At 70.8% G+C, this 20,573-nt stretch carries 18 protein-coding genes; 16 read left to right on the forward strand and 2 right to left on the reverse strand.

The window, feature by feature from the left end; all coding sequences use genetic code 11:
• Positions 1–106: 106 nt before the first annotated feature.
• The 10 genes from FRANCCI3_RS02355 to FRANCCI3_RS02395 all read left to right on the forward strand — a co-directional run bounded on the left by FRANCCI3_RS02355 (position 107) and on the right by FRANCCI3_RS02395 (position 11,332).
• Positions 107–787, forward strand: coding sequence for a response regulator transcription factor (locus tag FRANCCI3_RS02355; protein WP_011434934.1), 681 nt, complete (start codon positions 107–109; stop codon positions 785–787).
• Positions 784–1,884: a Ppx/GppA phosphatase family protein gene (locus FRANCCI3_RS02360; protein ID WP_023839826.1), complete on the forward strand. Its 1,101-nt coding sequence runs from the start codon at positions 784–786 to the stop codon at positions 1,882–1,884. The genes FRANCCI3_RS02355 and FRANCCI3_RS02360 overlap by 4 nt, the downstream gene beginning before the upstream one ends.
• A gap of 271 nt (positions 1,885–2,155) precedes the next feature.
• Complete coding sequence (locus tag FRANCCI3_RS02365) at positions 2,156–3,082, forward strand: sugar phosphate isomerase/epimerase family protein (RefSeq protein WP_011434936.1); 927 nt, start codon at positions 2,156–2,158, stop codon at positions 3,080–3,082.
• Between the two features lie 82 nt (positions 3,083–3,164).
• Positions 3,165–3,962 carry a class I SAM-dependent methyltransferase gene (locus FRANCCI3_RS02370; protein ID WP_011434937.1) on the forward strand — a complete coding sequence of 266 codons (798 nt, stop codon included), beginning with the start codon at positions 3,165–3,167 and terminating at the stop codon, positions 3,960–3,962.
• Positions 3,963–4,360: 398 nt separating this feature from the next.
• On the forward strand, positions 4,361–6,502 hold the full coding sequence (locus FRANCCI3_RS23105; protein ID WP_011434938.1) for an acyltransferase: 2,142 nt from the start codon (positions 4,361–4,363) through the stop codon (positions 6,500–6,502).
• Between the two features lie 100 nt (positions 6,503–6,602).
• Positions 6,603–7,400: a pyrroline-5-carboxylate reductase gene (gene proC / locus FRANCCI3_RS02380; RefSeq protein ID WP_023839823.1), complete on the forward strand. Its 798-nt coding sequence runs from the start codon at positions 6,603–6,605 to the stop codon at positions 7,398–7,400.
• Between the two features lie 96 nt (positions 7,401–7,496).
• Entirely contained in the window at positions 7,497–7,595 is a 99-nt protein-coding gene (locus tag FRANCCI3_RS23975; protein ID WP_003948845.1) for a 30S ribosomal protein bS22, read from the forward strand.
• A gap of 294 nt (positions 7,596–7,889) precedes the next feature.
• Complete coding sequence (locus tag FRANCCI3_RS02385; protein WP_011434940.1) at positions 7,890–8,759, forward strand: SAM hydrolase/SAM-dependent halogenase family protein; 870 nt, start codon at positions 7,890–7,892, stop codon at positions 8,757–8,759.
• A 327-nt stretch (positions 8,760–9,086) separates the two neighbouring features.
• A complete protein-coding gene (locus FRANCCI3_RS02390) occupies positions 9,087–10,127 on the forward strand; it encodes an NAD-dependent epimerase/dehydratase family protein (RefSeq protein WP_023839821.1) in 1,041 nt (346 codons plus the stop codon).
• A gap of 95 nt (positions 10,128–10,222) precedes the next feature.
• Positions 10,223–11,332 carry a lysophospholipid acyltransferase family protein gene (locus tag FRANCCI3_RS02395; protein ID WP_011434942.1) on the forward strand — a complete coding sequence of 370 codons (1,110 nt, stop codon included), beginning with the start codon at positions 10,223–10,225 and terminating at the stop codon, positions 11,330–11,332.
• Between the two features lie 25 nt (positions 11,333–11,357).
• On the opposite strand, the gene FRANCCI3_RS02400 is transcribed toward FRANCCI3_RS02395, so the two are convergent.
• Complete coding sequence (locus tag FRANCCI3_RS02400; RefSeq protein WP_011434943.1) at positions 11,358–12,245, reverse strand: HAD family hydrolase; 888 nt, start codon at positions 12,243–12,245, stop codon at positions 11,358–11,360.
• A 256-nt stretch (positions 12,246–12,501) separates the two neighbouring features.
• On the reverse strand, positions 12,502–13,218 hold the full coding sequence (locus FRANCCI3_RS02405) for a sigma-70 family RNA polymerase sigma factor (RefSeq protein WP_011434944.1): 717 nt from the start codon (positions 13,216–13,218) through the stop codon (positions 12,502–12,504).
• A gap of 262 nt (positions 13,219–13,480) precedes the next feature.
• Between FRANCCI3_RS02405 and FRANCCI3_RS02410 the strand changes: the two genes are divergently transcribed.
• The 6 genes from FRANCCI3_RS02410 to hemB all read left to right on the forward strand — a co-directional run bounded on the left by FRANCCI3_RS02410 (position 13,481) and on the right by hemB (position 20,567).
• Positions 13,481–13,792 carry a glutaredoxin family protein gene (locus tag FRANCCI3_RS02410; RefSeq protein WP_011434945.1) on the forward strand — a complete coding sequence of 104 codons (312 nt, stop codon included), beginning with the start codon at positions 13,481–13,483 and terminating at the stop codon, positions 13,790–13,792.
• A gap of 185 nt (positions 13,793–13,977) precedes the next feature.
• Positions 13,978–15,120, forward strand: coding sequence for a redox-sensing transcriptional repressor Rex (locus FRANCCI3_RS23980; RefSeq protein ID WP_011434946.1), 1,143 nt, complete (start codon positions 13,978–13,980; stop codon positions 15,118–15,120).
• A complete protein-coding gene (locus FRANCCI3_RS02420; protein WP_011434947.1) occupies positions 15,117–16,538 on the forward strand; it encodes a glutamyl-tRNA reductase in 1,422 nt (473 codons plus the stop codon). The genes FRANCCI3_RS23980 and FRANCCI3_RS02420 overlap by 4 nt, the downstream gene beginning before the upstream one ends.
• Positions 16,535–17,722 carry a hydroxymethylbilane synthase gene (gene hemC / locus FRANCCI3_RS02425; RefSeq protein ID WP_011434948.1) on the forward strand — a complete coding sequence of 396 codons (1,188 nt, stop codon included), beginning with the start codon at positions 16,535–16,537 and terminating at the stop codon, positions 17,720–17,722. The genes FRANCCI3_RS02420 and hemC overlap by 4 nt, the downstream gene beginning before the upstream one ends.
• Positions 17,723–17,724: 2 nt before the next feature.
• Complete coding sequence (locus tag FRANCCI3_RS02430; RefSeq protein WP_011434949.1) at positions 17,725–19,548, forward strand: uroporphyrinogen-III synthase; 1,824 nt, start codon at positions 17,725–17,727, stop codon at positions 19,546–19,548.
• Positions 19,545–20,567, forward strand: a complete 1,023-nt coding sequence (gene hemB, locus FRANCCI3_RS02435) for a porphobilinogen synthase (protein WP_011434950.1) — start codon at positions 19,545–19,547, stop codon at positions 20,565–20,567. The genes FRANCCI3_RS02430 and hemB overlap by 4 nt, the downstream gene beginning before the upstream one ends.
• Positions 20,568–20,573 lie beyond the last annotated feature (6 nt).

A 20,573-nucleotide genomic window follows, 5' to 3' on the forward strand; every position in this document is an offset into this window, starting at 1 on the left:
TATCGGTCATGACCGGTAGACGCGGCGGGTCCACCCGTCCCATCGACGGTAACAGGAAGCGGTCCGGGTCGGCCGGTCCGTCCAACGTAACAAGGGGAGCGAACAGGTGACCCGGCTGCTCGTGGTCGAGGACGAGGAGTCCTTCTCCGACGCGTTGTCGTTCATGTTGGAACGGGAGGGCTTCGAGGTGGGGGTCGTCGCCGACGGCCCCAGCGCGTTGGCCGAGTTCGATCGGCGGGGGGCTGATCTTGTCCTGCTGGACCTCATGCTGCCGGGGCTGTCGGGCACGGAAGTGTGCCGAACCTTGCGAACCCGTTCCACTGTGCCGATCATCATGCTGACCGCTCGGGACAGCGAGATCGACAAGGTGCTCGGGCTGGAACTCGGAGCGGACGACTACGTCACGAAGCCGTTCTCCGCCCGGGAGCTGGTGGCGCGGATCCGCGCGGTGCTGCGGCGGCGGTCGGAGAACGAGGAGGTGGGGGACGCGACGTTGGAGGCCGGCCCGGTCCGGATGGACGTTGAGCGCCATGTCGTCACCGTCGACGGGACCACGGTCACCCTGCCGCTCAAGGAGTTCGAGCTGTTGGAGATGTTCCTGCGCAACGCGGGCCGGGTGCTGACCCGGGGCCAACTGATCGACCGGGTCTGGGGGTCGGACTACGTCGGCGACACCAAGACCCTGGATGTCCACGTCAAACGACTGCGGACAAAGATTGAGCACGAACCCGGCAACCCGCGGCACCTGGTGACCGTCCGGGGACTGGGATACAAGTTCGAGCCGTGACCCCGGCGGTCGCGGCCGGAGGGAACGGTGAAGAGGTGCTCGGTGGCGTGCGTCCGGGTGCGTGGTTTCCGAAGATCGTGGCGCAGCCCGACGCCGCCGTGGCCCCGGGACGGCAGGCGGCCGTGGTGAGTCCGCTCCCGGCGGGTCCACATCCCGGTCCAATGCGTCTCGGTGTGATCGACATCGGCTCGAACACCGTCCACCTGCTTGTCGTGGACGCGCACCGGGGCGGCCAGCCGCAGCCGGCCGCCAGCGTGCGCGTGCCGTTGCGGCTGGTGGAACTGCTCGACGCGGACGGGGCGCTGGACGCCGCTGGAGAGCGCGCCCTGACCTCCTGCGTCCTGGACATGCGCCAGCAGGCCGACGCGCTCGGGGTCCACGATCTGGCGGCCTTCGCCACGTCGGCGTTGCGGGACGCCACCAACGGAGAGGCGGTCCTGCGCCGGGTGGGCGAGGCCACCGGGGTCTCCATCGGCGTCCTGCCCGGGGAGGAGGAGGCCAGGTTGACCTTCCTCGCCGTCCGCCGGTGGTTCGGCTGGAGCGCCGGCCGGTTGCTGGCGTTGGACATCGGCGGTGGTTCCCTGGAGATCGGCGCCGGCATGCACGAGGACCCCGAGGTGGTCGCATCCCTGCCGCTTGGCGCGAGCCGGCTGACCCGGGACTGGCTGGCCCCGAGCGACCCGCCCAAGCGGTCCGAGCTCAGCGAGCTGCGCCGTTACGTCCGGTCCCAGATCGCGCCGATCGTGGGCACCATCTATCCCCTGGGGGAGCACACGAGGGCGGTGGCGACGTCGAAGACCTTCCGGTCGCTGGCTCGGATCGCCGGTGCGGAGTCCTACAGCCGCGGTCCCTATACCCGCAGGGTGCTGCGCCGGGACGACCTCGTGGAGGTGACGGCCAAGGTGTGCCGGATGTCGGTCGAGGAGCGCGCGGCGCTGCCGGGCGTCTCCGCCTCCCGGGCGGCCCAGTTGGTCGCGGGGGCGGTCGTCGCGGACGAGGCTCTCGATCTGTTCGCCATCGACGAGGTGGAGATTTGCCCCTGGGCCCTGCGCGAAGGGGTGATCCTGCGCCGCCTGGACTGGCTCACCTCATCCTGACGCCGGAGCGATGAACTCCCTTCACCTGGCAGAGGGTGAGATGAACCTTGCAGAAAGTGTTCTTGATGCGCGTAATTGCCCGATGTGGCCGTTGTCACGGGCGATATGAAGGTTCCGACCGTCATCCCGCGGATGTCTGTGCGGGCGGGGCCGCGGAGATGGCCTAGCCTGGGAGATGAGGTCGGTCGTGACGGCCAACCCCCGGCTCGCGCGGCAGGGAGACGGATTGCAGGCATGGCGTGACGACGCGCGGTCGGTGTCGCCGACCGCGATGGCTCCCGCCCCGATCTCGTCCGGTGGGGTCGCGGGCGGTTCGGGGCCCGGTGGTGGCGGTAGCTCCTCGCTCATTGTCCCGCGCGGAGCGCCCGAGCTGGCCACGACCGCTCCGGGTGCCCGCGTGGCGCTCTCAACGGCCTCGACCTATCCCGAGTCCACCGCCTCGGCCTTCGAGATGGCGGCGCGGCTGGGGTATGACGGGGTCGAGATCATGGTCTGGACCGATCCGGTTAGCCAGGATCCGCAGGCGCTGAAGCGGCTGATGGACTATCACGGCATCCCGATTCTGGCCATTCATGCGCCGTGCCTGCTGCTCACCCAGCGGGTCTGGGGTACGGATCCATGGGCGAAGCTGGTGCGGGCCCGTACCGTAGCCGAGACGCTCGGCGCGTCGACGGTCGTCGTCCACCCGCCGTTTCGCTGGCAGCGAGACTATGCCCGCGAGTTCGTGACGGGCATCGAGCGGATGGCCGGCGAGACCGACATCCGCTTCGCGGTGGAGAACATGTTCCCGCTGCGGGCGCGGGGGCGGGAGGTCTCCGCCTATGCCCCGGACTGGTCCCCGGTCGAAGACGACTACGCGCATGTCACCCTCGACCTGTCGCACACGAGTGTGTCCCGCTCGGACCCGCTCGAGATGGCCGAGCTTCTCGGCGAGCGGCTGGTCCACGTGCACATGGCCGATGGTCTGGGCTCGGCCAAGGACGAACATCTCGTCCCCGGTCGTGGCACGCAGCCCTGTGCGGAGCTGCTTGAACTGCTGGCCGCCGGCGGTTTCGACGGCACCGTGGTGGTCGAGATCAATACCAGGCGGGCCGAGTCGCGTGCCCAGCGCGAGGCCGAGCTCGCCGAGGCGCTGGCGTTCACCCGTCTGCACTTCGCCGCACCGTCCGCCGCAGGACTCCGATCCACCTACGGCTGATCCACCTACGGCTGATCCGCATCCGGGTCCACCGCCGGCTGACCCACCTCCGGGGCTGACACCGTTCCCGTGGCTCGCCGCCATGGTCGAGTGCCACCATGACGCAGTGTCCGTCCCTTCTGGTCGTACTCCCACCGGCTCGCTGTTCGACCCGTTGGCGGATGCCTACGCCGCGGCCAGGCCGAGCTATCCCGACCACATCTTCCGTGACGTCGAGCGGTTCCTCGGGCGGCCGCTGCGCGGCGCGGACGTGCTTGACGTCGGCGCCGGGACCGGCATCGCCACGCGTCTGCTGATCGGCCGGGGCGCGCGGGTGGTACCGGTGGAACCCGGGCCGACCATGCTGGCGCGGTTGCGCCAGCGCAGCCCCGGACTGCCCGCGGTGCGCGGGGACGGGGAGGCGTTGCCCTTCCGGGACCAGGTCGTCGACCTGGTCTGCTATGCCCAGGCATGGCACTGGGTACAGGTACTGACCGCCGCGGCCGAGGCCGCCCGCGTGCTGCGGCCCGGCGGAGCCCTCGCCGTGTGGTGGAACGACGTCGACGCCGAGGAGTACCGGTGGTGGCAGTGCCAGCAGGAACGGCTCGAGCGGATGAACCCCGGATATCACCGCGGGTACCGTGCGCGACCGTTCGCCGACGAGTTGCGGTGGACCGGCCACTTCAGGGAGGTTGTCACCCTGACCGGCCGGTGGCGGCGCCGGATTAACATCGATGACTACCTCACCTGGCAGCGGTCGAAGTCCTACGTCGCGGCCATCGGCGATCGCCTCGACGATTTCCTTGACGCGGAGCGTCGCACGATGCTGCGCGCCTTTCCTGACGGTGTCGTCGTCGAGCCGTTTCGTACGCTCCTGGTGATTGCCCAGGTTCCCGAGTAGCGCGCGGGAGAGACAGCGTGGGCGCCTCTGCCGAGGCTCTCCCGTCCGGTGATCTTCCCCTTTCTCTGACGCGCTGTGACGCCATGGTTCGGCCGATGTGACTTCGTAATGAACCGTGCGCACAGCGTCGCTTTTGGGGTGGCGTTGTTTTGTGGCCACCGGTACCTGCCTTGTCCCGAATTTTCCGATCCGTTAGTCTTGCGTCATTCGCACAGTGATGTCTGACTTCGCTGGCGTAGCGGAGTGATACGGGTACCCGTATCCGGGTCATTGGTCCGACCGGCGGCATGGTTTGGGAGCGACTCACGCTCGGGTTATCGCGGCACCGTACGGTCACCCTGAGTGTCGGGTGTCGGTGCCGGGACTGCCGACGCCCGATGGAGGAGGCGACGGTCATCATGCGGCTTGCCCCGCAGCAGACTGAGGCGACAGGGATAACGAGGATAACGCGCGACGGCACCCCGGCTGGCTGGGAGCCGCCGGCCGGGCCGGCGGCGGCCGCCGCGGCGAAGTTCGCGTACAACCCGGCGCTGGACGGGCTGCGGATCGTCTGTATCTACACCATCCTCGCCGGCCACATGGGTGCGATCCAGGCCAGCAACGTCGCCGTCGACGTCTTCTTCGTGCTGAGTGGATTTCTTATCACCACGCTCCTGCTGACCGAACACAGCCGGACCGGGACGATCTCGGTGAGTCGATTCCTGGTGCGCCGGGCCTACCGGCTGATGCCCGCGATGTGGGTGTACCTGCTCGTCGGGCTCGCGGTGACGGTGGCGTTCAAATGGAACGACATCCCCTTCCGGGACGACTACGTCGGGAGTGCGCTCTCCGCCTTTTTCAATGTCAACAACTGGTACAAGGTCCTGCATCCTGCCGCCGGTGGGCGATGGTTGGCCCACGTGTGGTCCCTGTCCCTGGAGGAGCAGTTCTATCTCCTGTGGCCGGGGCTGTTCCTGATTGTCAGCCGCTCGGACCGGTTCCGGGCGCACCTGCTGAAGATGCTTTTCGCCATGATCGCCTTCGCGGCGGTCTGGACCTGGACCGTGGCCGCCGGCGGCGCCCCGCACTCGCGGGTGTACCTCGCGCTGGACACGCACGTCGCACCGCTGCTGATCGGCTGTCTGCTGGCGGTCTGGCGTGACACCCGCCTGCGCGCCCTCGTCGCCGAGGAGCCGGACCTGGCCGCGCCGCGCCGCCGCCGGCACGCCCAGCAGATCGGCACGATGACCCCTGTCACGGCGGCGACGGTCGAGCGTTGGCGGGCGGGCCGTCGGATCGCCGATCTCGGCTTCGTCGCGGGGATCGGATTGATCTTCTTCGCCTTCCTTGGGCCGAACAAGGACGGTTATGACGCCAACTGGCTCGACCATGCCGCCTACCTGCCCAGCGCCCTGCTCGGTGCCGTGGTCATCCTGGGCGCCGACCTGCGCCGCGACGCCGGCTGGGTCCGCCTGCTCGGCAGTCCACGGATGGCCTTCCTCGGTAAGATCACCTTCAGTATCTACCTCTGGCACTATCCGGTGATCTCGGTTGCGAACGGGCAGCTGGTGCCCCGGATCGGGCTGTGGCCGTCGGTTGTCGTGGCGGCGGCGGTCAGCACGTTCATCGCGTACTTCTCGAACCGGTTCGTGGAGAAGCCTGCGCAGCGTGCCCGACCCCCGTGGGCCGACACCCCCCGTGGGCCCGCGCCGGGCGCGATCCCGGCGGCGCGGCCCGCTCCCGGAGACGACATTGGACCCGGCGCCGCCACCTGGGCGCGCATTCCCGAACCGGCCCGGGAGCCCGACCGCGGACGGTTCTCGCACCCGGCCGTCCCGCGGGCCGGCCGGTACGAGGGCCACCGGCACCACCGGTCCTGGGACCGGACCGGTGAATCCGGACAGCGTTACCGGCCTGACGGGGACCGCCGGGCCGCCGGGCTGTACACCCTTGACGAGGTGTATCCGGCTGGCGAGCCAGACCGGCCGGCACGCGTCGCGTCGGCCACGACCGGTCGGTCTGATCGGCTGGATCACGACCGGCCCGGCGATCCGCCCGGGGCCCGGTCGCGGGGTGGCTGGTCGGGCGACGGTGGCTGGTCGGGCGACGGTGGCTGGTCGGGCGACGGTGGCTGGTCGTCGTACGAGGTCGGGTCCGATCAACCGGCGGGTGGCCCGGACGATGCCGATGAATGGGGTGATGAATGGATCGATGAGGGCTACGTCCGTCCTTGGCCGGGGTACGGGTACGGACTCACCGAGACCGCCGACCTGTCGTGGGCGGTGCGAGGCCGGCAAAACGGCGGCGAGGAGGCGCAGCGGCCGGCGGCCACGGACCGGGCATACACCGCCGAAATAATCTACGATCCTCGATCCGTCGTCGGCCGGCGGGGCGAACGTCACGAGCCCTGGACGGGTCACGAGCCCTGGACGGGTCACGAGCCCTGGACGGGTCACGAGCCCTGGACGGGTCACGAGCCCGGCCACTGGGGTGGCCACGAACGCCGGCTCGAGTACGACGGGCGACATGGAGTTGATCGCCAGTCGGGCTACGGCTGGTAGCCCGCGCACGACGGCGGGCCGGGATCCGCGTTCCGCTGGCTGCCCGAGGGCGCCGTAACCTCCAGGCCGGGGTAGAAGCGGGTGGAAGGGAAGGATGGTCATGATCGTTGCGGTCATGGGGGCGGGACGGCTCGGCGGGGCGATGCTGTCGGGGCTGCTGCGGTCCGGGCATGCCGCTCAGGACATCGTCGTGGCCGAACGTGATGCCGACCGGGCTGGTGAGATCGTGGCGCGTCACGGCGTCGAGGTGCAGGCGCCGACGGTGGCCGCAGCCAAGGCGGATGTTCTGATCATCGGGGTGAAGCCCCAGGACGTCGGGACCCTGCTGGCCGAGATCGGGTCGGTGGTCGCGAACGGGACGCTCGTGGTGTCGTTGGCGGCGGGCATCACCACTGATCTTCTCGAGGAGCGGCTACCTTCGCTTCCCCCGGTGGTCCGGGTGATGACGAACACCCCGCTGCTCGTCGGGGAGGCGATGTCGGCGATCTGCGGGGGCCGCTACGCCGAGGAGAAGCACCTCGCCACGGCAGAAGCCCTGCTGACGCCGGTCGGCCGGGTGACGCGGGTGGCAGAGTCCCAGCTCGACGCGGTGACGGCCCTGTCCGGCAGCGGACCGGCGTACTTCTTCTATCTTGTCGATGCGATGATCGAGGCGGGTGTGCTCCTTGGGCTGCCCCGCACCCTGGCCGCGGAACTCATGACCCAGACCGCCCTGGGCTCGGCGCGGATGCTGCGCGAGAGCGGTGAGCATCCGGCGCTGTTGCGGGAGGCCGTCACCTCTCCGGCCGGGACCACGATCGCGGCACTGCGGGAGCTGGACCGTCGCGGTGTGCGCGCGGCGCTCATGGACGCCCTGGAGGCGGCGAGCAGTCGGTCGCGGGAACTCGGCCGTAGTTGAGGGCACCCGGGTACCGGAGCACCCGGGCTCCGATGGTTGCCCGCCGTGGCGGGTAGGCTCGCCCGGTAACTTCCTCAACATAGATCGGTCGGGTACGTGGGTTCTGTCATCAAGAAGCGTCGTAAGCGGATGGCCAAGAAGAAGCACCGCAAGTTGCTGAAGCGGACGCGCGTTCAGCGCCGCAACAAGAAGTAGGCCGCTGCCAGGAAGTCAGGCCGCTGCCAGGAAGTCAGGCCGCTGCCAGGAAGTAGGTAGCGCACTAGGACGCGGGTCGCCCACCGGGGGGTGGGGCGTACCCGGGAGTCCGGTCGTACCTGGAGACAGTCGGCCGATCCGCGGTCCCCGGCGTCCGGTGTCCACCCCGCACGTCGCGAGTTCGTACCGCCATGCCGTCTCGTATCATGTGGCTTTGCGTGCTGTAACTGTCACCGTGTGACAGGCTGTTTCCCTCGGGTGGCAGCGTGGCCGGCCCGCAGCCAGGGAGACGGCATGACGGGATCGTGGATCAATTTCCTGTCCGACTACGGCGTCGACGATGCCTCTGTAGGGGTGTGTCACGGGGTTATCGCGCGGCACGCCCCGTCGGCGCGCGTCCTCGACGTCTGCCACGCCATCGCGCCGCAGGACGTCGGGCATGCGGCCGTCACCCTGGTCGGCGCGATCGGTTATCTTCCGATGGGGGTTCATCTCGTCGTCGTGGAGCGGCTCGATGCCGACGGTTACACCCGCGGCGCGGCGATCCGGAGCACGGACGGCTCGACCTTCGTCTGCCCGGACAACGGCGTGGCGTCGCTGGCCTGGGATGCGCTCGGTGGCGTCGCCGCGGTGCACGAGATCTCCAACCGGGAGCTGTGGCTGCCGCTGCCCACCGCGGTGTTCCGGGGACGGGACGTCTATGCGCCGGTCGCGGCCCGGCTTGCGGCCGGACTCGCCCTCACCGACGTCGGCCCCCGGCTCGACCCCGACGCGCTCACGCGTTTCCAGCCGCGGGCGTGCAGCGTCGACGACGACCATGTGCACGGCGAGGTCGTGTCCGTCGACCACTTCGGCAATCTCTCGCTCAACATGACCCGGGCCGAGCTGGAGGCCGCCGGTATTCTGTTGGGAGATCTGGTCGAGGTCCGCGCCGGCAACCGCGTCATGCGGCTCACGTTCACGCATACCTACGGCGATGCGCCCCGCGGTGGAGTCACCTTGTGTGAGGACGCGTTGCGTCGAATGATGATCGCAGTAAATTGTGGGCGAGCGGCCGACCTGCTGCGGCTGCGGCGCCAGGACGCGGTCGTCGTGGCGCAGCTGCCGAGGAGCCCGTCACCGGGACGCTCCATCCTGGATTTTCCGCTGCCGGCCCAGCGGTGATGCCGGCATCACCGCTGGGCCGGCAGCGTCGGCAGCGGCACCGGGCCTGGCCGGCGTCGATCCTCGTCCGGCTCGGACGGGTTGTTTTTCCCCTACTTTCCGTATTCGATGTGCGCGGCTGGCCTTACGCTGTGCAATGAGCGGTCGAGGGACGGGCGTACGATGAGCCCACGATCGGACCGCGTGAACCTTTCTCGGCCGGACATCGCGGCCCCCGGTCCCGGGGAACGGTGGCGCGCTCCGGTCGGCCTGGTTCGGGCTGCCCGGTCGCCCGGCCATCCGGTCCGGGTGCCGGGCTGGACCATGCGGGCGTTGCGGGAGACTGCCATGAGACCACGCCGTGTGTTGGTGACCGGTGTAGCGCGGCCGTTGGGGGCGCAGGTGGCGATGGCGCTCGCGGCTGACCCGGGGGTCGAGGCCGTCGTCGGGGTCGATACCACTGCTCCCACCAGCGACCTCGGGCGGACCCAGTTCGTGCGCGCGGACATCCGGCATCCGTTGATCGCAAAGGTGATCTCCACCACGGAGATCGATACGGTGCTGCATCTGAACGTGATCGCCACGCCGCTCGGTGCGGGTGGACGGGCCGCGATGAAGGAAATCAACGTCATCGGCACGATGCAGCTGCTGGCCGCGTGCCAGAAGGCGCCCAGTGTCACCAAGCTGGTCGTGAAGTCCACGACGTCGATCTACGGGTCGTCCGCTCGCGACCCCGCGCTGTTTACAGAGGACACTGAGCCGCGCGCCCTGCCCGCCGGTGGCTATGCCAAGGACGCCGTCGAGGTCGAGGGTTACGTGCGTGGATTCAGCCGGCGACGTCCCGACATCGCGGTAACCGTGCTGCGGTTCACCAACATCCTCGGTCCGCAGATCGACAGCCCGCTCGCGCGCTATCTGGACCTTCCGCTGGTTCCCACGGTCCTCGGCTTCGACCCCCGCATCCAGCTGCTGCACTCCGATGACGCGTTGGCCGTGCTGATGCGCGCGACCCGCCGCGCCCACCCGGGGACGTTCAACGTGGCCGGGGACGGTGTGCTCCTGCTTTCGCAGGCGATCCGCCGAGCGGGTCGGCCGTCCACGCCGGTGCCGTTCCCCGCGATCGGGGTGTTGGGCGGGATCGCCCGGCGGCTGCGGCTCGTCGACTTCTCCGCTGAGCAGCTTGACTTCCTCGCGCACGGCCGGGCCGTGGACACGACCCGGCTGAAGGAGATCTTCGGTTACCGGCCCCGGTACTCGACGATGGAGACCTTCGACAGTTTCGTCCGCCAGCGCGGGCTCCGGTTCACCATCGACCACGATCTGATCTCCCGAGCCGAGCACAGGATGCTCGATTCGCTGGCCCGACGCCGGCTGGTGGGAACAGGGTGATGGAGGGCGGTTGCGGCCCGCCGGGTGCGGGATCGGATAGGGGGGAGGCGGAACACGTGATAAAAGGTGACGAATCCCGGGGTGAAGCGCAGATCATGCCTTGGAAATCCGCCGCAGCCGATTCGGCTTCGCGTGACCCGGCTTCGCGTGACCCGGCTTTTCTCGACGAGGTTTCCCCCGACGAGGTCTTCCTTGGTCCAGCCGCCGCGTCCCCTCGCTCCTCGCTCAACGGTGCCGAGGCGACGCTGACCGAAAGCCGGTCGGCGGCGGGTGGGCCGTCCGACCCGGCGACGGGTCCCACCGCCGCTGCCGGGCCCGATGGCGCTGCCAGGACGGACGGTGCGCCACCGCCGACGGCCGAACCCGGTGATCTGGAGACGGCCCTCGCGGGAGCGCTGGCCTTCCTGCGGCGGCGCATCACCGGCGACTACGTCGTCGACGAGCACGGGTTTGACCCGGACCTCACCGAACACGTCGTCGCTCCGCTGCTGCGGCCGATCTACCGGGACTACTTCCGGGTCGAGACCCGGGGGCTGGAGAACATCCCGGACACGGGTGGCGCTCTGGTGGTGGCCAATCACTCGGGCACCCTGCCAATGGACGCGCTGATGATGGCCGTGGCCATCCTCGATCATCATCCGGCCCATCGCCACCTGCGCATGCTCGCCGCCGACCTGGTGTTCGCGGTGCCGTTCCTGGCCCCGCTGGCTCGTAAGATCGGCAACACTCTGGCGTGTCAGGCTGACGCGGAACACCTGCTGAACACCGGGCACCTTGTCGGGGTCTGGCCGGAGGGCTTCAAGGGCGTCGGCAAGCCGTTCAGCGAGCGGTACAAGTTGCAGCGGTTCGGGCGCGGTGGATTCGTCTCGGCCGCGTTGCGGACGGGTGTGCCGATCATTCCGTGCACGATCGTCGGAGCCGAAGAAATCTATCCTATGATCGGTAACGCGAAGTCGCTCGCTCGCCTGTTCGGGCTGCCCTACCTGCCGGTTACACCGACCTTCCCGTGGTTCGGTCTGCTGGGGCTCATCCCGCTTCCGTCCAAATGGATCATCGAGTTCGGGGAGCCGGTCCCAACGAAGACGTACACCGCTGAGGCGGCGGACGACCCGATGCTGGTGTTCGAGCTCACCGACCGCATCCGGGAGACCATCCAGCATACGCTGTACAGCCTGCTGATGCAGCGCCGCTCGGTGTTCTTCTAGGTTCTTTCCCGGCGCCGAAGGTGCTCTAGGCGCCCGCGGCCCGGCGCCGCAACGCCATGCCGGCGGCGACCCCGCCGGCGAGCGCGCCCACCCCGGCTGCCGTCGGAATGCCGATCTTGGCTGCCTTGCGGGCCGTGCGAAAGTCCTTGATCGGCCATTCGCGTTCCCGGGCCACGGTCTTCAGGTCCGGATCCGGGTTGATCGCGACCGGGTGGCCCACCAGGGAGAGCATGGGCAGATCGTTGATCGAGTCCGAGTAGGCCCAGCACCGCGACAGGTCCAGGCCCTCCCGCTCGGCGAGCGCCTGCACGGCCTCGGCCTTCGCCTGGCCGTGCAGCAGGCCGCCGACCAGGTGGCCGGTGTAGGTGCCCTCGGCGGAGACCTCACTGACCGTGCCGAGGGCGCCGGTGAGGTTCAGCCGCCGGGCGATGACCGAGGCGAGCTCGACCGGGGTGGCCGTGACCAGCCACACTCGCTGGCCCGCGTCAAGGTGCTGCTGGGCGAGCGCGTGCGTACCCGAGTAGATCTGCTCGGCCATCCGTTCGTCGTAGATCTCCTCGCCGTAACGGACGATCTCGGCCACCGTGCGCCCGGCGACGAAGGCAAGCGCGGTCTCCCGAGCATCCCGGATGCCGCTCGGGTCCTCGAGCCCACGCAGCCGGTAGGTGATGTGCTGCCAGCCGAACCGGATCAGGTCACGCGAGTTGAAGAAGTCCCGGGCGGCCAGGCCGCGGGCGAAGTAGAAGATCGAGGCGCCCGCCATCATGGTGTTGTCCACGTCGAAGAACGCGGCCGCCGACTCGTCCAGCGGAGCCCGCGGAACCTCCTCGGCCGCGACCTTCAAGGCGGCGATCGCGGCGGCCTCGGCGGCCTGCCTCGTCGTGGCCAGGTCCCTGCGTCGTCGCACCCTCATCGTCAACTCCATGCTGTCCGGGGCGGAGCAAGGGCTCGGCTCGGGAAGTGACCGGGGCCGCCACCCACCCCTTGTCGCCACCTCCGCGCGCCGCGATCCACGCCATGGTTCGCCGGCACGCCGTCAGAGTACGGTGCGGCACGACTTCGCGGCGGCCGCCGCTCGAACGTGACGGCGGGAAAGTGCCGGTGGAACAACGACCGGGCCGGGGTTGCGACGTGATCTGGGATATCGCTCACGGCGAGGGGCCCGGAGGTCAGGCCGTGCCTGCTGCGGGAAGGGCGCGGGCAAGTGTCCGAATTGCTCTGAACTGCAAGGATTTGACCGCCCCTTCGTTGCGGCCCATGGCCAGCGCGGTCTCGCGGACCGACAGCCCTTCGAGGAACCGGAGCGCGACGCACTCCTGCTGGTCCGGGCGCAGTTCGCGGACGGCGTCGAGCAGCTCGCGGCGGGTCAGCACGGCCAGGATCGACTCTTCGGGGCTCGGCGCCGTCAGCGCCGTGGCTCGGTGCTCGGCCGCGGCGAGGATGTCCGCCGTCGGGATCTCGAACCGGCGCCGCGCCGAGCGGGCCTGATCGACCAGCAGGTTGCGGGCGATGGTGATGAACCAGGCACCGATGTCCCGTCCCTGCCACTGGAACGTGCCGATGGAGCGGAAGGCACGCAGGAAGGTCTCGCTGACGATGTCCTCGGCGGCCACCGGATCCCCGCCCAGCCGGTACAGCGCGTACCGGAACACGAGGTTGGCGTACCGGTCGTAGAGCAGCCCGAAGGCGTTGACGTCACCTCGCCGGGCCCGGGCGACGAGCGCCGTCCGGTCGTCGTCGGCCGGATCGCCCTGAGGGTCCCCGACTCGCTCGCGGTCCTCCCGGGCGCCCACCGGGGACATCGCGTCCTGCCGGCGGAGGGGGCCGCGGCGCGGGGCGGCGAGGTCGACGAGGTCGACGAGGTCGGCGAGCGTGCATTCGGTCACAGCCCGGGCTCCGGAGGATGCGGTCGCGGCAAGGTGGGCCGGAAGGCCCGGCGCACATGGTTCCGTTAGTAGCTGAGTGTAGCCGGAGGAGGGAGCGCGGGAAGTCGGAGATCGTCCGGGCGCAGGCAGAGGGCGTCTTCCGGCGAGGTCCGGACCGGACCGCACGCCGGGGCCGGGGCCGGGCCCCTGAACGGACCTCGGTCCCACCGAGCGGTTCGGAAAGCCACTCGGCGGCGACGGGGATCGCGCCTACCATCGGGGAATGGACGACGGGTTGGAACAGGCGGATTCCGGCCGCGACGGTGTGCGTATCACACTGCTCACCCGGACGGGATGTCATCTGTGCGACACCGCGCGGGCGGCGGTCGTCCGGGTCGCCGAGCAGGAGCAGGTCGGGTGGCGGGAGGCCGATGTCGACGCCGATCCCCAGCTTGCCGACGCCTACGGCGACCGGGTGCCGGTCATCCTGCTCGACGGCCGGGAACACGGTTACTGGCGGGTGGAGGAGGACCGGCTGCGGCGGGCGCTCGCCGGCGGCCGGTGGGCGCTGCGCCCTGCCAAGGGTGGTCGCTGATCAGGGGGCCGGCTCTCCTCGGCACTTCGTGAATCCCTTCACGAAGTCGTACACTGCCCGAGGACAGCCGACTTGTGGCGCCGACTACCGCACGCCGGGACTACCGCACGCTGGGTGTCGGCGGGGCCACGGATTCGGGCCCATAGCTCCGGGCGTAACCGCGCGCCTAGAGATCGGAGCCGCGGATGAGTCAGCCACGGCGTCGCCCGGCGGTGATCCGGCGACGTACACGTAGTGACACGGCTTCCAGGCGTTCCTCCGACGTTCCGGAGGCGACGGTCGCGCGGCTTCCGCTCTACCTCCGGGTGCTGACGACATTGGCGGAAAGCGGGGTTTATACTGTGTCTTCGGACACGCTCGCGGCCGCCGCCGGAGTCACTCCGGCCAAGGTTCGCAAGGATCTGTCCCATCTCGGTTCCTACGGCACGCGGGGCGTCGGCTACGAGGTGGATGTCCTGCTCGACTGCATCGCCGCGAAACTGGGCCTCACCGAGGACAGAGCGGTTGTGCTGGTGGGAGTCGGCAACCTCGGCCACGCCCTGGCGGGTTACGGCGGCTTTTATGCCAGGGGCTTTCGGATCGTGGCCCTGGTCGACGCGGATCCCGAGCGAGTCGGCGAGCGGGTCGGTGAGGTTGTCGTCAGTCCCGTCGGCGATCTCGAACAGGTGATCGTCCAGGGTCAGGTCACGATCGGGATGATCTGCACGCCGGCAGCCGCGGCGCAGGGGGTGTGTGATCGTCTGGTCGCTGCCGGGGTCACCAGCATCCTCAACTTCGCCCCCACGGTGCTTTCGGTACCCGACGGTGTGGACGTGCGTAAAGTCGACCTTGCCGTGGAACTGCAGATCCTCTCGTTCCATGAAGCACGTAAACGTCCGTCGCCGGCACGGGACACATCACCGAGACGGGGCGCGAGATCCACACCGGGCGCCGGCTCCGGGCGTGACGCCGTGCCGCCGCGCCGGGCGCGCCCGGCGCGGCGGGCGCCCTCGGCACGCGAGGCGCTGCCAGGCGGCGACGAGGTCCTCGCCGCGCTCGGGGCGGCGGGCCTGGACGGGGTGACGAGCGCGGACGGGACGGAGCCCTCCGCGGGCAGGCTGGAGACCGATACGGATGAGGTCGTGCGGGTGACTCGGCAAGTAGGCATGACTCGTCCGGCGGGGGCAGCTCGTCCGGCCGGGATGGCTCGGGACGATCGGCCGACCCGGGATGATCGGGAGGGGGAACCGGGCGCGGTGCGCCTGGAGCACACCCCGGAGCCTGGATCGCCGGCGCGCGGGACGCTGCCGGCCGCGGGAGCGCTGATGGCCGGAGGTGAGGCGTCGTGAGCCTCCTGGTGGTCGGGCTCAACCACCAGACCGCGCCCACGTCGTTGCTCGAACGCACCTCGGTCTCGGCCGAGGACATCCCGAAGGTCCTGCACGATCTGGCCGAGGGCACCCACGTCAGCGAGGCTGTGGTGCTCTCGACGTGCAACCGCATCGAGATCTATGCCGAGGTTGAGACCTTCCACGGCGGGGTCGCCGACATCTCCGACCAGCTCAGCCGGATCTGTGGGATCGACCTCGGTGATCTTGCCGGCCACCTGTACGTCCACCACGAGGCGCGGGCCATCGGGCACCTGTTCTCGGTGGTGTGCGGCTTGGACTCCATGCTTGTCGGGGAGAGCCAGATCCTCGGTCAGGTACGCACGGCCTTCCGGGCCGGTCAGGCCGCCGGGGTGGCGGGCAGCGCGCTGTCCGGCCTGTTCCAGGCCGCGCTGCGGGTCGGCAAGCGGGCCCACTCCGAGACGTCCATCGATGCCGCCGGCGCCTCCATTGTCTCGGTGGGTGTCCGGCTGGCCGCTTCCGGCCTGGGCCTCCACAGCGAGGTTCCGGCCGTGCCGGTGGCGCCGCCGGGCGGGCGGGCGCTGGACGGGGGAGGAGTCGCGGCCGAGGGGCCGCGACACGCCGTGACGCCCGAACCCCCGCCGTTGGCCGGGACCCGGGTGCTGCTCATCGGTGCCGGCGCGGTGGGATCGCTGGCCGCGCAGACCGTCCGGCGAGCTGGCGCCGGGGAGGTTGTGATCGCGAACAGGACCGCCGCCCGGGCGGCCCGCGTCGCCGAGGCCCACGAGGCCCGGGTCGTCGGTCTCACCGACCTGGCCCACGAGATCACCATGGCGGACCTGGTGATCTCCTCGACCGGCGCGAGCGGTCTCGTTGTCGAGCACGAGCTGGTTGCCGCGGCCCTGCCCGGCCGGGCAGGGCGCCCGCTGGTCTTCCTCGATCTGGCCCTGCCGCACGATATCGACCCGGGGGTGCGCGAGCTGCCCGGGGTGAGTCTGATCGACCTGGACGCACTGCGCATCGCGCTGGACGGCGCCCAGGTGACGCACGACGTGGAGGCGGTCCGCGCGCTGGTCGCCGCCGAGGTCGCGAGCTTCCTCGACCGCCGGCGGGCGGGCCGGGTGGCGCCGACCGTCGTCGCGCTGCGGGCCCACGCCGCCGCCGTGGTGCGTAGCGAGCTCGCCCGGTTGCACACCCGCCTGCCCGACCTCGACGATCGGGAGTGGAGCCTGGTGGAGGGCTCGGTCCGGCGCGTCGTCGACAAGCTGCTGCACGCCCCGACCGTGCGGGTACAGGAGCTGGCCGGGGCGCCCGGTGGGGACGCCTACGCCGAGGCCCTGCGGGAACTGTTCGATCTGCCGCGTGAGGTGCCCGCCGTGGTGTCCGCGCCTGACCTTGATCTGCTGGAGCGTTCGTGACGGGGATCGACCCGACGAGTACCGACCCGACGAGTACCGATCCGACGAGCATCGGCGCCACGGGTACCGGCGCCACGGGTACCGGCGCCGACCTGCTGGCCCGTTTCGCCGGCCGCCGGCTGCGGCTGGGAACACGGCGCTCGGCGCTGGCGCTGGCCCAGTCCGGGACGGTCGCTGCCACCCTGCGGGCGCGGGTGGGCTGCGCCGTCGAGCTGGTGCCGATCGTCACGGCGGGGGACCGCTCGTCCGGGGAGATCAGCCAGATCGGCGGGACCGGCGTCTTCGTCAGCGCGCTGCGCGACGCCCTGCTGTCCGGCGAGATCGACCTGGCGGTCCACTCGTTGAAGGACCTTCCGACGGCCACCCCACCCGGTCTGGTGCTCGCCGCGGTCCCGCCGCGGGCGGACCCCCGGGACGTGCTGGTCGCCCCGAGCGGGCGGCGCCTGGCCGAGCTCAGGGCCGGCGCCCGGATCGCGACCGGATCCCCACGTCGCGCCGCGCAGCTGCGTGCTCTCGGCCTCGGGCTGGAGGTCGTCACGATCCGCGGCAATGTCGACACCCGGTTGAAGAAGGCCATCGACGGTGAGGTGGACGCGGTCGTCCTCGCGCACGCCGGGCTGGCGCGGCTCGACCGGCTCGATGCCGTCACCGAGATCCTCGAACCCACGGTGATGCTGCCCGCGCCCGGCCAGGGAGCCCTGGCGATCGAGTGCACGGGCGGTGCCGGGCTCGTCGTGGCCGGTCCGGCGCGCGCTCTGGTGCCCGCCGGGCCGGGTTCAGGTCCCGCTGTGGGACAAACCGGTGGCGAAACGTGGTCAGATGGCGGCCAGCCCGTCGATACGGGCCTCGCCGAGCTGCTACGGTTTGTGCTCGATGACGCATCGTCGTCCGTCGCGGTCAGAGCGGAACGCGCGTTCCTCGCCGGCATCGAAGCTGGTTGTACTGCCCCGGTCGGCGCCTTGGCCGAGCTTCTTCCGGAGCTGGCCGAAGGAGCCGCGGCGGAGGCCGGCGGTGCGCCTCCCGCGGGTCGTCTGTGCCTGCGGGCGGTCGTCGCCGCGCCGGACGGAAGCGATGTCCTCCGGCGTGACGTCACCGGATCCGCCGTCGACCCGGAGGCGCTCGGGCAGCGCCTCGCGGACGACATGCTGTCCGCCGGAGCACACTCGCTGATGGGAACCCGCTGAGCATGGCCACCCGACGAACGAAGAAGCCCGTCTCCCCGGTCGCCCTGGTGGGTGCCGGACCGCGTGACCCCGGACTGCTCACCGTCCTCGCGGTCGAGACCCTGGCCGCCGCCGACCTGGTGGTTGCCGATCCCGAGGTGGCGCCGGCGGTGGTGGAGAACCTCACCGCCGAAGTGCTGCGCATCGGCGACCTCGAGGCGCCGAAGCCGGTCCGTGACGCGGAGGCGGCGACCGCCGCGGTGGTGAGCAGGGCCCGTGCCGGTGACAAGGTGGTCCGGCTCTACGCCTCCGATCCGTGGCTGACCCGCATCGGCGCCGCGGACGCCCAGGCGCTCGCGAAGGCCAAGATCCCCTATCGGGTGGTGCCCGGCATCCTCACCGGCGCCGCGGTCGCGACCTACGCCGGGGTCGCCCCGGGCGCGCCGGTCACCTTCGCCAGTACCTCCGGGGTCTTCTCGTCGTCGGGCACCGTGCCGGCGTCCTCGCCGTTCGGCGGGAGCGAGCCGGTGGGTCCGCTCACCGGTCCTCCGTTCGGGGCCTCGCGGCTGGGCGGACGGCCGATCGCCGGTCTCGGGGGCGGGCTCGGCGGTGGCCTGGGAACCGGCGGGTTCGGCTCGCCGCTGGGCCTCGGTGCCGCGGGCGGCTTCGGCGGGTTCGGTGCGCCGATCTCCTCCCCCGGTGACCTGGACTGGGGTGCCCTCGCCCAGACCCCGGGCACCCTCGTGGTCACGGCGGCACCGACGGAGGTCGGCAAGGTCGCGGCGGCGCTCGTCGAGCACGGGCGGCCCGGTGACACCCCGATCGCGGTGACCGTGGACGGCACCACCACCGACCAGCGCACCGTCACCTCGACGCTCGACCGGGTCGAGGCGGACACGGCACCGCTGTTGACCGCGGCCCCCACCCCGATCACCCAGGTCGTGCTGTCCATCGGCCCGGTGGTCGCGACCCGCGGCAAGCTCTCCTGGTGGGAGACCCGGGCGCTGTTCGGTTGGACGGTGCTGGTCCCGCGGACCAAGGAACAGGCGGCGATCCTGTCCGACCTGCTGCGTTCGCACGGCGCAAGCCCGCTGGAGGTGCCGACGATCGCCGTCGAGCCCCCGCGGACCGCCGCCCCGATGGAGCGCGCGATCACCGGTCTGGTCTCTGGGCGCTACCAGTGGGTGGCCTTCACCTCGGTCAACGCGGTCAAGGCGGTGCAGGAGAAGGTCGAGGAACGCAGCCTCGACGCCCGCGCGTTCGCGGGGGTCAAGGTTGCGGCGATCGGCGAGGCGACGGCCGACGCGCTGCGTACCTTCGGTATCCGGCCCGATCTCGTCCCGTCCGGGCAGCAGTCCAGCGAGGGGCTGCTGGCGGACTGGCCGGACTTCGACGACACCCTCGACCTGCTCGACCGGGTGCTGCTGCCGCGTGCCGACATCGCCACCGAGACCCTGGTCGCCGGCCTGAAGGAACGCGGCTGGCAGGTCGATGACGTGACGGCCTACCGCACCGTGCGTGCCGCTCCGCCGCCCGCATCCATCCGGGAGGCGCTGAAGGGCGGCCGGGTCGACGCGGTCGTCTTCACCTCATCCTCGACCGTGCGCAACCTGGTCGGCATCGCCGGCAAGCCCCACGAGACGACGGTGATCGCCGTGATCGGTCCGGCGACGGCCGCCACTGCCCAGGAGCTCGGGCTGCGCGTCGACGTGCAGGCTCCGGAGGCGTCCATCCCCGCCCTTGTCGGGGCGCTGGCGGAGTTCGCTGCCGAACACCGGGAGGAGCTCGGGAAGATCGGGCCGCTCGCTGCGCGGTTGCCGAAGCCACGGCGAGGCTCGCGGCGGTGAGGGCGCAGGCCCGGGGGAACGGGGCCGGGGCCGGCTATCCGACGGCACGTCCCCGCCGGCTGCGCCGCTCGTCCGCGCTGCGCCGGCTGGTCTCGAACGTGCGGTTGCACCCGTCCGACCTGGTGCTGCCGATGTTCGTCAAGGAGGGCGTGGCCGATCCCGTTCCACTGGCCTCGATGCCTGGTGTCGTCCAGCACACCCGCTCCTCGCTGCGGGGGGCGGCCGTCGAGGCCGCCGAGGCCGGCGTGGGCGGGCTCATCCTGTTTGGTGTGCCCGCGGAGAAGGACGCCCGGGGCTCGGCCGCCGACGACCCGGACGGCATCGTCCAGCTCGCGCTCGCCGATCTTGCCTCCGAGGTCGGTGGCGACGTCGTCCTGATGACGGACCTGTGCCTGGACGAGTACACCGACCACGGGCACTGCGGTCTGCTCACCGACTCCGGGGAGGTCGACAACGACGCCACCCTGGCGCGCTACGGCGCGATCGCCGTGGCGCAGGCCCGTGCGGGTGCCGAGGTCGTCGCGCCGAGCGGGATGATGGACGGCCAGGTCGGCGCGATCCGGGCCGCGCTGGACGCGGAGGGCTTCGTCGACCTGCCGATCATCGCCTACTCGGCTAAGTATGCTTCGGCGTTCTACGGGCCGTTTCGCGAGGCCGCCGAGTGCGCCCCGCAGTTCGGGGACCGGACCGGTTACCAGCAGGATCCGGCTCGCTCGGCCGAGGAGGCCCGGCGCGAGGTCGCGCTCGACCTCGCCGAGGGCGCGGACGCGGTGATGGTGAAACCGGCGCTGGCCTACCTGGACGTGCTGCGGGCGGTGGCCGACACGGTGGACGTACCGGTGGCGGCCTACCAGGTGTCGGGCGAGTACGCGATGGTGGAGGCCGCCGCGGCGGCCGGGTGGATCGACCGGGACCGGGCGATCGACGAGACGCTGACCGCGATCTCCCGGGCCGGGGCGGACATCATCCTGACCTACTGGGCCACCGAGGTTGCCCGCCGCTTGGCCGCCGCCCGCTGACTGTCC

Origin of the sequence: Frankia casuarinae, from assembly GCF_000013345.1 — a bacterium.
Classification (GTDB): Bacteria; Actinomycetota; Actinomycetes; order Frankiales; family Frankiaceae; genus Frankia; species Frankia casuarinae.

Excerpts from the sequence above, each read along its gene's own strand:
- FRANCCI3_RS02365 (WP_011434936.1), top strand. The coding sequence starts at position 2,156 with ATGGCTCCCGCCCCGATCTCGTCCGGTGGGGTCGCGGGCGGTTCGGGG.
- FRANCCI3_RS02370 (WP_011434937.1), top strand. The coding sequence starts at position 3,165 with ATGGTCGAGTGCCACCATGACGCAGTGTCCGTCCCTTCTGGTCGTACT.
- FRANCCI3_RS23105 (WP_011434938.1), top strand. The coding sequence starts at position 4,361 with ATGCGGCTTGCCCCGCAGCAGACTGAGGCGACAGGGATAACGAGGATA.
- proC (WP_023839823.1), top strand. The coding sequence starts at position 6,603 with ATGATCGTTGCGGTCATGGGGGCGGGACGGCTCGGCGGGGCGATGCTG.
- FRANCCI3_RS02385 (WP_011434940.1), top strand. The coding sequence starts at position 7,890 with ATGACGGGATCGTGGATCAATTTCCTGTCCGACTACGGCGTCGACGAT.
- FRANCCI3_RS02390 (WP_023839821.1), top strand. The coding sequence starts at position 9,087 with ATGAGACCACGCCGTGTGTTGGTGACCGGTGTAGCGCGGCCGTTGGGG.
- FRANCCI3_RS02395 (WP_011434942.1), top strand. The coding sequence starts at position 10,223 with ATGCCTTGGAAATCCGCCGCAGCCGATTCGGCTTCGCGTGACCCGGCT.
- FRANCCI3_RS02400 (WP_011434943.1), bottom strand. The coding sequence starts at position 12,245 with ATGAGGGTGCGACGACGCAGGGACCTGGCCACGACGAGGCAGGCCGCC.
- FRANCCI3_RS02410 (WP_011434945.1), top strand. The coding sequence starts at position 13,481 with ATGGACGACGGGTTGGAACAGGCGGATTCCGGCCGCGACGGTGTGCGT.
- FRANCCI3_RS23980 (WP_011434946.1), top strand. The coding sequence starts at position 13,978 with ATGAGTCAGCCACGGCGTCGCCCGGCGGTGATCCGGCGACGTACACGT.
- FRANCCI3_RS02430 (WP_011434949.1), top strand. The coding sequence starts at position 17,725 with ATGGCCACCCGACGAACGAAGAAGCCCGTCTCCCCGGTCGCCCTGGTG.